We start from the raw sequence: 12,943 nt of genomic DNA, 5'->3' as shown, positions 1-12,943 counted from the left end.
CTACTCACCCTCCTCCCGCTCCTCCTCCCGGGACAGGGGGCCGACCTCGAGGATCGTGTCCATGCCGAAGGACTTGAGCTCGTCCAGGAGGATCTTGAACGCGTAGGACATCTCCACCTTGTCCGCCCGCACCTCGCCGCAGACCGGGCAGATCGTCTTGCCCGTGGCCGCGTGCACGTAGCACAGCTCGCCGCAGTTCGGGCACACGTACGCCTCGTACCGGTCGGACTCGTCCAGCAGCCGCTCCTTGAGGAACATGGACGCGCCCCAGGCCACCAGGTCGTCCCGCTCCATCTCGCCGAACCGCAGGCCGCCCTCCCGCGCCCGACCCTCCGTCGGCTGCCGCGTGAGCACCTGGACCGGGCCGCGCGACCGCGCGTGGCACTTGTCCTTGACCAGGTGGTACAGCTTCCGGTACAGGCACACGCCCACGAAGATCTCGGCCTCGAGCTTCCGGCCCGTGCGCCCGTCGTACATGACCTCCTTGCCCGTCGGCTCGAAGCCCAGCTCCCTCAGCATCCGCTTGATCTCCTTGTACTTGTCCTTCGGCCGGGACGTGAACGCCGAGCCGTCGATGCGCTTCCCGGCCAGCGCCGCCGCCTTGCCCGCCAGCATCTCCAGGATGTGCGCGACCGTCTCTCGCGAGGGCAGCGCGTGCGGGTTCAGGATCAGGTCCGGCGTGATCCCGTCCTCCGTGAACGGCATGTCCTCCTCCGGGACGACCATCCCGATGACGCCCTTCTGACCGTGCCGCGACGAGAACTTGTCCCCCAGCTCCGGCACCCGCTCGTCCCGGATCCGCACCTTCACCAGCTTGTGCCCGTCGCTCGTCTCCGTGATGATCACGGCGTCCACGACGCCCGAGTCCGTGTGCCGGATCGCCGTCGAGGACTCCCGCCGCTCCTCCGCCGGCAGCTCCTCCGGCCGCATCTCCTCCAGGAAGCGGGGCGGGCTCGTCTTGCCGATGATCACCGCCTTACCCTCGACCTTCTCACCCACCTCGGCCAGCCCGTCCTCGCCCAGGTGCTTGTACGCCTCCTTCGACCGGTACCCGCGCACGCCCTTCTCCGGGATGCAGAACTTGTCCTTCATCCCGCCCGGGTACGTGCGGAGCTCGTCCTCGAACGTCTTGAAGAAGTACGACCGGGCGAGGCCCCGCTCGATCGCGGACTCGTTCATGATGATCGCGTCCTCCATGTTGTATCCCTCGTACGTGAGCACCGCCACGATCATGTTCTGGCCGGCGGGCCGCTCGTCGTAGTCGAACGCCTCCGTGCCCCGCGTCTTCACCAGGGGTCGGTGCGGGTAGAACAGCAGGTGACCCCGCGACTCCATGCGGAGCGGGTGATTCGCGGCGTAGAAGCCCAGGGCCTGCCGGGTCATGTTCGTACCCATCGTGTTACGCGGCGCCGAGTTCGACTCCGGCCACGGGATGCAGCTGCAGCACGTGCCGAAGATCGCGGCCGGGTCCAGCTCCACGTGCGTGTACTTCCTCCGCTCCTCCTTCGGCATCGAGTAGAACTCCTCCAGCGACTCGGCGATGAGCGCGTTCTCCTCCTCCTCGGCGTCCAGGAACTCGATGACGCCCTCCTCCTCCAGCTCCTTCCACGAGATCTCTCCCTTCCTCAGCTTCTCCAGGTGCTCCTCCGTGAGCTTGACCTCCCCGTCCTCCACGACCAGCAGCGGCCGGACGACCCGGCCTCGATCGCAGTTCACGTGCACCTCGTTGAGGTCCTCGTGGTACGCGATGTTGACGCGCCGGTCCAGCACGCCCTCGCGCCGCAGCCGCCGCGCCTCCTCCACGAACGCCTCCGGATCCTCCACGTACCCGACCAGGCGCCCGTTCACGTACACCGGGGTGAGCTCCTCTTCCTCCTCCGCGCCCGCCAGCGCCCGCTCGACCGCGCGGTCCACCCGGCTCTCGATGTCACCAGCCTCCGCGTCCGGATCGCGCGACTCGGCCATCTCGCACGCCCCCCGCGATCAGTCGGCCCGGATCAGCCCCAGGTCCTCGAGCACCTCGAGCACCTCCTCCTCGTCCGCGTCGTCGTGCACGACCTCCGCGTACAGGGCCAGGTTCTTAATCGCACCGCAGTTCGCGCCCTCCGGCGTCTCGTTCGGGCACAGCCGGCCCAGGTGCGTCGGGTGCAGGTACCGCGCCTCCTTCGGGATCGACCACTTGCCCACGCCCAGCTCCGTGGCGGCCCGGATCCGACGCAGGTGCGACATCGTGGACATCCACGTGTGCCGCTCCAGGATCTGCGAGACGCCCGTGCGCGGCCGGTAGTGACCCGTCCGCCACGTGCCCGTCGCCATGCAGCTCCGGATGTGGTCCGTGACCTTGTCCGGCCGGACGATGTACCGGATCGTCGGCTCCCGGCCCCGGGAGTACGCGCGCTCGAACTGGTACCGCATCTCCCGCGCCAGCTGCTGGAACGCGTACTCGTACGCCTCGTACAGCAGGTCGCCCGCCAGCTTGACCCGCTTGTTCGCGTAGTGATCCCGGTCCCGGATGCTCTTCACCTTCACCCGCTTGTACTTCAGCTCCAGCACCTCCCGCACCATCCGCAGGATCTCCTCCGCCTTCCGCCGGAACACCCGCTCCAACCGCTCCTCGTCGTCCAGGTCGTCCACCTCCGCGATGTGCGGGAGGAAGTACTTCGCCAGCACCTCCTTCCCGCGCCGGATCCGGTCCTCCCGCGAGTCCTCCGCCCCGGCCAGCCGCCCGATGTACTCCAGCGCGTCCTCCTGCGTCGCGATCTCCTCCCGCACCAGGATCCGCAGCTGCTCGGCCATCACCGTCGCGAACTCGCGCCCCACCCCGTCCAGGATCTCCTCCTCGCTCAGCCCCAGCGCCCGCAGCAGGATGACCACCGGGTACCGCCGGTGCACGGCCGGCATGTCGACCACGAGCCGACCCTTCCGATCGATCACGTCCACCGGACCGCGGTACCGCTCACCCCGCGAGTACACCCGGGACCGGATCTCGTCCAGCACGCCCCGCTCCCGGATCTTCTCGTTCACCCGCCGGTTCGGCGCGATATCCTCCAGCGACATCAGCACGCGCTCCGACCCGTTGATGATGAAGTACCCGCCCGGGTCCCTCGGGTCCTCCCCCACCTCGATCAGCTCCTCCTCGGACATCCCGTACGTGTTGCACAGCTTCGACCGCACCATCACCGGGAGCTCGCCCACGTACACCGTCTCCCGCTCCACCTCCTCCCCGTCCTCGTACATCACGATCTCCGCGTACATCGGCGCGGAGTACATCATGTTCCGCAGCCGCGCCTCCATCGGGTAGATCCGCCGCCGCGCCCCGTCCGGCTCGATGGACGACGGCTCCCCGTACTCGATCTTCTCGAACTCGATCCGGTAGCTCGCGCCCTCCACGTCCGGCTCGATCGGCTCCAGGCTCTCGACCAACCGCTGCAGACCCTCGTCGATCAACCAGTGGTAAGACAGGAAGTGGTGAACGATGAGCGGATGCGTTCTAACGTCGCCCACCCGCTCATCGTTCCGCCGAAGGTACCCCTCGAGCAGGGCGTAGTAATCCTCCTCCGACAGGGACCGAACCGGCTTCGACAAGGGCCACACCCCCTACTCGGGCGGGCTCGTCACGACCCGGTACACGACCACCTTCCCCGCGGTAGGACTCTCCCGCTCGATCCGCACGAGCGCCCCCGGACGGATCTTCCGACCGAGCTTCTCACTCAGGGCGACGATCACCGGATCGTTCGTGTGGATCCGGGGCAGGTCGTCCTTGCTCACCCCGAGCTCCTCCAGGATCCGCTCGATCTCCTCCTCATCCTCGATCACCTCGTGCTTCGGAACGAGCTCGTGGTTCAGCACCACGTCCGGATCCAACCGCTCGGACATACCCCTTCCCCCACCCCATCGGGCACGCCTCGATGCACAGTCCGCAGTCCACGCACGCACCCTCCCGAAAGGACAGGAACACCTCCCGCACGGCCACCACGGGGGGCAGGAGGCAGTCCACCCGGGGGCAGAGCTCCCAGCACGCGCCGCACCGCCGGCACGGACCCGAGACCACCGCCCGCCCCTCCCGAACCTCGATGACCCCCTCCTCACACGCCTCCGCGCAGAGCCCGCACCCCGAGCACCGATCCACCCGCACCCACGGGTGCGGGAGCAACCACTCCGCCCGACGCTGCACCCAAGCCACCGGACACACCAGGCCCGCGAGCCCCGGGGGCAGCCGCTCCACCTCGAGCCGCTCGCAGAGCCCGCAGACCTCGCAGAAGGCCTCCCTGACCCGCTCCCGCACCCTCAGCGAACCAGTGGGGCAGACCTCGGCGCACCGACCGCAGGCCACGCAGGCCCGGAACTCCAGCGCCGGCCGGAACCTCCTGAAATCCCGATACAAAGGTCCCCGACCCGGAACCCACTATCGGGCCGGCGTCTCCCGGCTCACCTCCGACCTCCCGCCCACGTTCTCAATGCGCCACAGCGTGTCCGCGGCCTCCTCCAGCTCCTCATCGTGCGTCACGACGATCGCCTGCCGAATCCTCCCCTCCTCCCCCAACCGCAGCTCCCTGAGCGCCTGCGCCAACCGCTCCCGGTGCTCAGAGTCCAGGTGCTCCGTCGGCTCGTCCAGCATTATAAAAGGCGCGAAGTTCGAGCCCACCATGGCGAGCGCCAGCCTCAACGCCAACCCAATTATAACTTTTTCCCCACCGCTCATCCGATCCGCATCGATCAGGTACCCACCCGGCGCCAACGCCCGAATCCGCTCCCCATCACCCTCAATCCTCAACGACCCGTACCGATCCGACAGCGCCTCCAACAACCGGGACGCCTCCCGCTCCACCACCGGCAACAACGCCTCCCTCGCCACGTCCCGCGAGTACTTGAACCCCTCCTTCGCCAGCTCCAACGCCCCCTTCAACGACTCGAGCGCGCGACACTCCCGCTCCGCCCTCCGAAGCCTCCTCACCTCCCTCTCCAACCCCTCACGCTCCTTACGCAGCCCCTCCAGCCGCCCCTCGCACCGCCGAAGCTCGTCCCGAGCCCGCTCGTAATCCTCCCTGACCCGCTCCATCCGCTCCTCGAGATCCTCCAACGACCCCCACTTACTCACCAACTCATCCCGCTCCTCCTCCAGCTCCCTCAACCTCTCCTCCAACTCCGACCGCCTCTCGCGCAGCTCGCGGAGCTTGTCCCGGAGCTCCTTCTCCCGCTTCACCTCCTCCCTCAGCCGCTCGTACTCCCGGACGTCCTCCCGAACCTTCCTCAGCTCCTCCTCCAACCGATCGCGCCGCTCCCTCAGCTCCTTGACCATCCGCCCCGCCTCGTCCACGTCCCCCGGGCGCTCACCCAACACCTCGCCCAGGCGGCGAAGCAGCTCCTCCCTCTCCTCACGCTTCCTCTCCAGCTCCTCCTCGAGCCGATCCAGCTCCCGAAGCCAGCCCTCAACGGCCCCGACGACCTCGCACGCCTTCCTGATCCGATCCAGGTCACCGTCCAGCAGCGAATAGGCCTCCAGCCCCTTGAGCCGCTTCACCTCCTCCAGCCGCTCCTCCAACTCGCGAACCCCCTGCCTCAACTCCCCCCGCCGATCCCGAGCCCGCTCGAGCTCAGCCTCCACCCGGTCCCGCTCCTCCTTCAGCTCCCGCTCCCGCTCCCTCAACCGCTCCAGCTCCTTCTCGACGCGCCGGAGCTCCTCCTCGGCCTCGTCACGCAGCCGCTCCGCCCGCTCGGGCGTCAGCCTCCGCAGGCAGACCGGGCACCTACTCTCCGCCTCACGCAGCTTCTCCAACCGCTCCTCCAGCTCCCGACGCTTGGAGCGGAGCCTGGCCCGCTCCTCCCGAACCTCCTCAAGCGCGTCCCGCAACTCACCCTGCCTGTTCTCCAACCGTCGAATCCTCTCCTCCAACTTCCTTAACTCCTCCACCAACTCCTCCCGCCGCTCGCGGAGCTCCTCCTCCCGCTCGAGCTCCCGGAGCCCTTGATCGAGCTCCCTCAGCTCGTCGCGCAGCTCCAGCAGTCGCCGAGGATCGACGCCCAGCTCCCTACGGATCCCGTCCAGATCCTCCCGCAGCCGCTTCAGGTCCCCCTTCAACGACTCGATGCGAGTGGTAACCTCCTGCAGCTCGTCTCGAAGGTCCTCGGCCCGGTCGAGCCGCTCCCTCAGCCCCTCTAACCGCTCCCTCAGCTTCCGCTCCCGCTCCACGGACCCCTTGAGCTCCCTCATCCGGCGCCGCTTCTCCTTCAGCTCCTTCAGCCGCTCCTCCAGGTCGCGAATGCGCTCCCGGTAGTGCCTCAGTTCCCCCTTTACCGACTCGATTTCCCGCTCGATCTCGCTCAGCCGCTCGTACGCCCGCTCCAGCCGCTCCTTCTCCCTCCGAAGCTCGTCCACCCGGGGTCTGAGCTCCTTGACCCGCCGCTCCAGATCGTCTATCTCGGACTCGACCTGCTCAAGCCGCCGCCGGGACCCTCGCAGCTCCTTCACGCGGTCCCGAGCGTGCTCCAGCTTGACCTCCACGAGTCGGGCCAGCTCGTGGGCCTGCTCGCGGGCTTTCCGGTAGTCGGTCAGCCCCAGGGTCCGGTCGATGAGCCGCTTCCGCTCCTCCGGGCTCTCCTCCACCAGCCGGGCGATCTCGCCCTGCCGTATGTACACCGCCTCGCGGAAGACGTCCCGGTCCACGCCGCCCAGGATCTCCGCGAGCTTCCGGTCGACGTCCCGGGCCCGGTCCTTCGCGATCACCCTCCAGCCGTCCTCGTCCTCCACCAGCAGCCTCGGGTCTCGCTGTCCCGCGCCCCGGATGAACCGGCGCTCGATCCGGTACCTCCGGTCGCCCACGCGGAAGGTGACCCGCACCTCCGCCCGCTTCTCCCCCTCCCGGATCAGCTCGTCGTAGCTGCGGAAGGAGCGGGCCTCCGGGAAGAGGGCCAGGCAGATGGCCTCGAGCACGGACGTCTTCCCGGCTCCGTTCGGGCCGATGAGCACGTTGACGCCCTCGGTGAACTCCAGCTCCGTGCGCTCGTGGGAGCGGAGGTTGAAGATCTCCACCCGCTCGATCAAGCCCGGGCTCCCCTCACAGGAACTGGTCGAGGGAGGACTGGCCACCGGGGCGGGCCGGCCGGGGTTCGGGCCTTCGGTCCCGCCGGTCGCCCTCGGGCTCGGAGCGCTCCCGCTCCGGACCCTCCTCGGTGGTGTCCTCCTCGTCCTCCTCGGGCCCCTCTACGTCATCCTCCCCGTCCTTCTCACCCTCGTCCTCCTCCAGGAGCTCCCGCTTGAACTCCCGGATCAGGTCGCCGGGGTCCAGCCGCTCTCCCTCTCGGACCGCCCGCAGCATCCGGCGCATGAGCTGCAGCACCAGGTCGTCGTCGACGTCGGAGTCCCGGAGTCTGGCCCGGCGGGCCCGGCTCAGGGCCCGCTCGAGGATTCGGTCCTCGGTGAGGTCCTCCGGTCGGTCCTCGCCCTCGGGCGCGTCCCCCTCCTCCCGCTCCCGGACGTCGATCAGGCACCGTTCGGCCCCGGCCCGCTCCGCGATCCGCTCGATCTCGTCCGGGCTCGCGCCCACGTCCACGGCGACGACCTTCACGACGGGGCCGCCGTAGCGGGTCCTTCGGCGGGCGCGCCGGACCTCCCGTTCCAGGCGCTCCCTCCAGCCGTCTCCGGAGACGCGGACGGTGGTGAGGCCGCGACTCCACTCGATCTCGATGAACTCGTGCTCCACCTCGCCGTCGGGGTGCGCCTCGAGGAGGTAGAAGCCGCGCCGGTCCTCGCTTGCTTCGGTGAACGTGATGGGCTCGGGGCTGCCGGGGTAGCAGGCGGGTCGGTCGTGGAGGGTGCGTTCCAGGCGCGGGGTGTGCACGTGTCCGAGGGCGTAGTAGTCGTACCCTTCGGGCAGGTACGTCTCCTCGATCACCTCGGACTCGGTCGGGATCGTGTCGGGGAGGGCGAGGTGCATCAGGGCGAGGTTCACGTCCGCTTCGGGGTCGGGTCGGAAGGTTCGTCGGATGCGCGGTGACTCGCGGATGAAGTCCCGTTTCGGCAGGTACTGGAGGCCGTGCACGCACGCGGTCGTGCCGTCGGCCTCGAGCCGGTGTTCGTGGGTGCGTTCCCCGGGCGAGTAGTAGAGGTGCCTGAGGAGGCCGGCGCGCTCGAGGACGCGGAGGGGGGAGATGGCCCCGGCCCGGCGGCGGACCTCGTGGTTGCCGGAGACGGCGAGGATCTCGACCCCGTCCTCGCGCAGTCGGGAGAGCTCTCGGACGGCGAGGTCGAGCGCCTCGGTCTTGGGTCGGGCGTGGTCGAAGAGGTCGCCGGCGATGAGGACCGCGTCGACGGAGCACTCCCGGACTCGGGCCATCATCCGCTTGAAGGTCTTCATCACGGCCTCCTCGCGGGCCTTGAGGTTCATGAGGGCGTGCCCGAGGTGCACGTCGGCGAGGTGGGCGAGTCGCAAGGGTTAGAGCCCCAGGGTGGGGTCCTCCTGGGCGTGTTCCTCCCGCCAGCGCTTCAGCTCCTCGAGCACGTCCGGGGTCTCCCCGCCGTGCTTGGTGCGGCGGGGGCGGATGTCGACGAAGGCGGGGATGTTGATCGCGCTGCCGGTGATGAAGGCCGTGCCCGTGGGGAGGCCCTTGATCCGCTCCAGGGCCTCCTTGGTGATGCCCTCGCCGCTCTTGCGGATGTTCTCGAGGTCGTCCGGGTTCGCGGTGCGGAGGATGATCATGGTGTTGCACTGGGAGAGGACGGTCGTGTCCACGCGGCCGGGGCGCTGGCTCACCACGCAGAGGCCGGCCATGAACTTCCGGCCCTCGCGGGCGAAGTCGCGGATGACGGAGAGGGAGGTCTTGGAGGTCGTGCGCTCCTCGCCCGCGGGCGCGAAGTTGTGGGCCTCCTCGAGGACGACGAACACGGGCGGGATCCGGTCCTTGCTGCGGAGGTCGAACAGTCGGCGGAGGAAGTGCGTGACCACGATCTGCTGGGCGCGGTCCGGGACGCCGCGGAGGTTGAGCACGAGCACCCGTTCCGGTCGGACGTGTCGCTTCAGGTCGGGCGACTCCTGGGTCTTGAAGATCCCGTAGCGGAGCAGCGGCTTCAGATCCCGGATCGCCGCCCGGGCGGCCTGGTACTCGGCCATGTCGCCCGCCGCGCGAGCCCGCTCGGCGTGCCGCTCCAGGAGCTCGACCACGTCCTCCAGCGAGTACTTCTTGCCCTCCTCGTTCCGCCGACGCCGCAGTTCCTTCAGCACCTGGCCGAGCACGTTAGGGGCGGCCCGGCGCTTGGCGAGCTCAGGGGCCAGCACCTCGAAGTCCTCCTGGCCGAGCTTCGTCGTGTCGATGGTGATCGAGTAGTCCCGGACCCCGTCCGAGCCCTCCGGGGCGAAGACGACGACGTCGTCCAGCCCCTTCGGCTCCAGCCCCCACCGCTCCAGCCGCTCCCGGTCCGGGGACGGCTCGCGCAGGCTCGTGTACTCCCCGTGCGGGTCGATGACGACCACGGGGACGCCCCGCTCCACCACCTCCTCGATCAGGACGCCCACCGTGTAGCTCTTACCGCTGCCCGTCATCCCCAGGACCGCGCAGTGCAGCGTGAGCAGCTCGTTCAGCCGCAGGAAGATGCGCGCCCGCGAGTCCTTCAGCCGGCCCACGTACAGCTCGCCGCTCGAGAACAGGTCCTCCAGCTCCGGCTCCGGGAGCTTGTACACCGGGTCCGTGGGGCGCGCGGGCATCCGGGGGTCCCGCAGCCGCCCGTCCTCGAGCGCCCCCACGACCTCCACCCGGGCCACCACCATCCAGTCCAGGTTCGGCACGGGCCGCCCGCTCACCATCGAGGCCCGCGCGATCTCCCCCTTGATCCCCTCGTGCACGTCCCGGGCGACGTCCTCCACCCGACCCAGCAGCTCCCGACCGCCCGAGCCCGGCTCCCGCACGACCACGTAGTCGCCCACGCCCACGTCGCCCGCGTCCCGGCTGATCACGAACGTGAACTCCCGCACGGACGGGCTCTCGTACACGTACCCGACCACCTCGCGCCCGCTCAACCCGCTCGACCCCCGTGCCGGCGCTCGATCTCCCGGCGCGCCTCCTCACTCGACACCGACCGCGGCCGCGACTCCCGCCGCAGCCGCCGGAACACGGTGAAGATCACGTCCAACTCGCCCCGCGCGGCCAGCTCCTCCAGGATCCCCTCCTCCAGCCAGTCGATCAGCGACCGGGTCACCTTGGCGAACTCGTCCGCCATCACCAGGGGGAGCGGGATCCCGTACCCCCCGTACTCCACCGACGTGCCCAGGACGATCGCGGCCGCCTCGTCCGGGTCCACGAACTCCGGGATCTCCACCCGAACCGGGGGCGAGTACTCCGTCGTCCGCACGTAAAACGTGCGCACCTCGTACCCCGTCGCGCGCTCGAACTCCCGCACGACCGGGTACTCCCGGGCCGGCACCCGGAACGCGTGCGTCCGCTCCCCCACCCGCAGCACCGGCTCCCCGTTCAACCGCCGCGAGAGCGCCACCGGGTCGTTGAGCGTCTTCAACGAGTCCAGCGACTCCCCCAGCTCCCCCTCCACGCTCCGCAGCAGGTGCCGCGCCTTGCAGTCCTCCACCACCCCAAGCACCACCGTCCCCTCCCCCTCGCACACCTCCAGCAGCCGCCGCCGCGCGCGCAGCAGCTTCCCCCAGTAATCCCGACGGTTCGGACTGTCCTCGTTCGCCCCCTTCAGATCGTGGTGCGGCACGAGCGGCCCGTCCAGCATGACCACCTCACCGCGCTCCGCCGCCCGCGTCGCCACGTCCGACTCCAGCTTCACCCGCCGCGCCGCCACCCGCACCTGCGGCGCCCGCGTGCGCGACAGCGTCCCGAAGTCCCAGGAGGAGAGCACGTCCTCCTCCGACCACGCCGCCGCCCGCGTCACGTACAGGACCACGCCCTGGTACTCCCGCATCCCCTCCCCGCCGTCCACCCCGAACGTCGCGCTCAGATCCGGCGTCCGCGGACGAACCCGCCGCTTCCGCTCGCGCACGTACTCCAGGACCCGCCGCAGCCGGGAGTTCCGCTCGGGCGAGATCCGCCGGCTGACCCGAACCACCTCCTCCGCCAACTCGCCGCGGCGGCGGGACAGGTCGTCCAGTATCCGCCCGTACTCGCGCCCGCGTCGCACCTCAAAGCGCTCCAGGAACCGCTCCAAATCCAAGGAAGGGCGCCTCCCCCGACCCGCCCCCGCGCCCGCGGATAACTGCCTTGCGGGAACCGAAACGTTACGATCCTCGTAACGATTCTGGCTGGCGCCCCGGCCGGGATTTGAACCCGGGTCCCGGGCTCGACAGGCCCGGATGATAGACCGGGCTACACCGCCGGGGCGCGCCCGTCCCGCACCCACCATAAACCAGATTATAAACTTTTCCCCTACCTACCCTCCCGCTCCACCACCACCTTCAACTTCCTACCGGAGCCCTCGACCGAGACCCGGTACGTTCCCCACCACCCCTTCACCGGATTCTCCACTTCCTCCTCGCTCCTAGGCCGCCCGTGCACCGCCACGTACACGTGGAACAGCACGTTCCGCCGCAGCAGCTCGACCACCGCCCCCTCGTTAATCCCCTCGTACTCCAGCCGGAACACCACCCGATCCCCCTTCACCTTGACCTTCTCCACTCGCAGCTCCCCGGAGACCTCCTGCCCCTGGTACTCGATCCCCGCCGTCACCTCGTCGCACGTCTTCGCCACCGCGTCCGCCGCGGCCTTCCGCACGCAGAACCACTCGTACTCCGGACCCAGGTACCCGGCCGCGACGGCCCCCACGATCCCCACCACCGCGATCGAGAGGAGCGCGAACTCGGTCGACACCTGCCCTCTCACGGTCACCATCCCCCGGGCGGTCCTGGGGCTCCTCCACCACCGGACGACCCGGGCGGGCCCGACCACGGCGGCGACGGCTGCGGCTCGGGCGGCGGGATCACGTAGAACGCGAAGGTGAACGGCCGGCCCGAGGTCGAGCACCACCACCCGCGCTCCGGCCACTCGCTCACCGGCCGGATGACGCCTCGCAGGTAGGCCTCCGGGTCGATCATCACCACGCCCGGCCGCAGGTAGCCCGGCTGGTACCGGCCCACGACCACGGGCACGCTCACCACCACGGACACCCGACGGCGCCAGCGGCCCCCCAGCTGCAGGATCACCTCGATCCGACCGATCGTCACGTCCCCGAGGGACGCCACCTCCCGCACCCGCAGCTTCAGGTAGTACTCGTCATCCCCGATCCTTTCCGGCAGCGGGATCCGGTTGGCCGTGGCCTGCCAGTCGGGCAGCCAGTTGATCGTGCCCGCCACGGCCCCCGCCACGTAGCTCGCGATCCGGTGCGCCTCGGCCAGCTCCGACAGGTCCGCCACGGTGATCACGGTGCTCAGGATAGAACTGAAGAAGTACGAGCCCAGCACCAGGAGTACCAGCAGTAACAGGGTGAACTCCAGCGTGACCTGACCGCGATCAGGCATTACGCACGACCACGGTCTTGACGCCGTTACGCTCATGGACCTCGATCACCACCCGTCCCGGCACCCTCACGTCGCCCGTGTCGAAGGTGACGCCAAAGCCCGAGAAGAACTTGGCCCGTCCCTCCACCCCGTGCCCGAACACGACCACCTCGTACTCGTCCTGCACCGTCGGCCCCTCCACCCGCACCCGGTACTCCCGCTCCCCGGAGCCGGGCCGCCCCCGGACGTACACCTTGAAGACCGTCCCGTCGTCGCACTCGGCCGCCTTCTCCAGCACGTCGGCCAGCTGCTCCGCCATCGACTTGGCTTCCAGGGCCGCCTCGCCCCGCTCCGCGCCCCCCAGGCCCGACCACACGTAGGAGAGGACCGCCCCGAGCACGCCCACGCACACCAGCAGGATCAGCCCGTACTCGACCGTCACCTGGCCCCTCCGAGGAGAATTAATAAGCATCAGCGCGCCCCCGCCCGCGGGGGTACTCCCC

At 69.5% G+C, this 12,943-nt stretch carries 11 protein-coding genes and 1 tRNA gene; all 12 read right to left on the bottom strand.

The window, feature by feature from the left end; translation table 11 throughout:
- A complete protein-coding gene (gene rpoB, locus ACXJJV_RS03980; RefSeq protein WP_456466888.1) occupies positions 1-1,965 on the bottom strand; it encodes a DNA-directed RNA polymerase subunit B in 1,965 nt (654 codons plus the stop codon).
- An 18-nt stretch (positions 1,966-1,983) separates the two neighbouring features.
- A complete protein-coding gene (locus tag ACXJJV_RS03975; RefSeq protein WP_456466887.1) occupies positions 1,984-3,585 on the bottom strand; it encodes a DNA-directed RNA polymerase subunit B'' in 1,602 nt (533 codons plus the stop codon).
- Positions 3,586-3,597: 12 nt separating this feature from the next.
- Positions 3,598-3,876, bottom strand: a complete 279-nt coding sequence (locus ACXJJV_RS03970) for a DNA-directed RNA polymerase subunit H (protein WP_456466886.1) — start codon at positions 3,874-3,876, stop codon at positions 3,598-3,600.
- Positions 3,803-4,384: a 4Fe-4S binding protein gene (locus tag ACXJJV_RS03965; RefSeq protein WP_456466885.1), complete on the bottom strand. Its 582-nt coding sequence runs from the start codon at positions 4,382-4,384 to the stop codon at positions 3,803-3,805. The genes ACXJJV_RS03970 and ACXJJV_RS03965 overlap by 74 nt, the downstream gene beginning before the upstream one ends.
- 21 nt (positions 4,385-4,405) lie before the next feature.
- The gene (locus ACXJJV_RS03960) at positions 4,406-7,042 is read right to left on the bottom strand and encodes an AAA family ATPase (protein WP_456466884.1); all 2,637 of its coding nucleotides are present in this window, start codon (positions 7,040-7,042) and stop codon (positions 4,406-4,408) included.
- Between the two features lie 13 nt (positions 7,043-7,055).
- The gene (locus ACXJJV_RS03955; protein ID WP_456466883.1) at positions 7,056-8,429 is read right to left on the bottom strand and encodes a metallophosphoesterase family protein; all 1,374 of its coding nucleotides are present in this window, start codon (positions 8,427-8,429) and stop codon (positions 7,056-7,058) included.
- A 3-nt stretch (positions 8,430-8,432) separates the two neighbouring features.
- Complete coding sequence (locus ACXJJV_RS03950) at positions 8,433-10,010, bottom strand: ATP-binding protein (RefSeq protein ID WP_456466882.1); 1,578 nt, start codon at positions 10,008-10,010, stop codon at positions 8,433-8,435.
- A complete protein-coding gene (locus tag ACXJJV_RS03945; protein WP_456466881.1) occupies positions 10,007-11,161 on the bottom strand; it encodes a DNA double-strand break repair nuclease NurA in 1,155 nt (384 codons plus the stop codon). Before ACXJJV_RS03945 ends, ACXJJV_RS03950 begins: the two co-directional genes overlap by 4 nt.
- A gap of 89 nt (positions 11,162-11,250) precedes the next feature.
- Positions 11,251-11,328, bottom strand: a tRNA-Asp gene (locus ACXJJV_RS03940).
- Between the two features lie 45 nt (positions 11,329-11,373).
- Entirely contained in the window at positions 11,374-11,826 is a 453-nt protein-coding gene (locus ACXJJV_RS03935; protein ID WP_456466880.1) for a hypothetical protein, read from the bottom strand.
- A 2-nt stretch (positions 11,827-11,828) separates the two neighbouring features.
- Entirely contained in the window at positions 11,829-12,461 is a 633-nt protein-coding gene (locus ACXJJV_RS03930) for a hypothetical protein (protein WP_456466879.1), read from the bottom strand.
- A partial coding sequence (locus tag ACXJJV_RS03925; RefSeq protein WP_456466878.1) for a hypothetical protein occupies positions 12,454-12,943 on the bottom strand: 490 nt, incomplete at its 5' end. The genes ACXJJV_RS03925 and ACXJJV_RS03930, both read right to left, overlap by 8 nt.

It is taken from the genome of Methanopyrus sp., from assembly GCF_053997775.1.
This window is presented reverse-complemented; position numbering and strand designations above follow the sequence as displayed.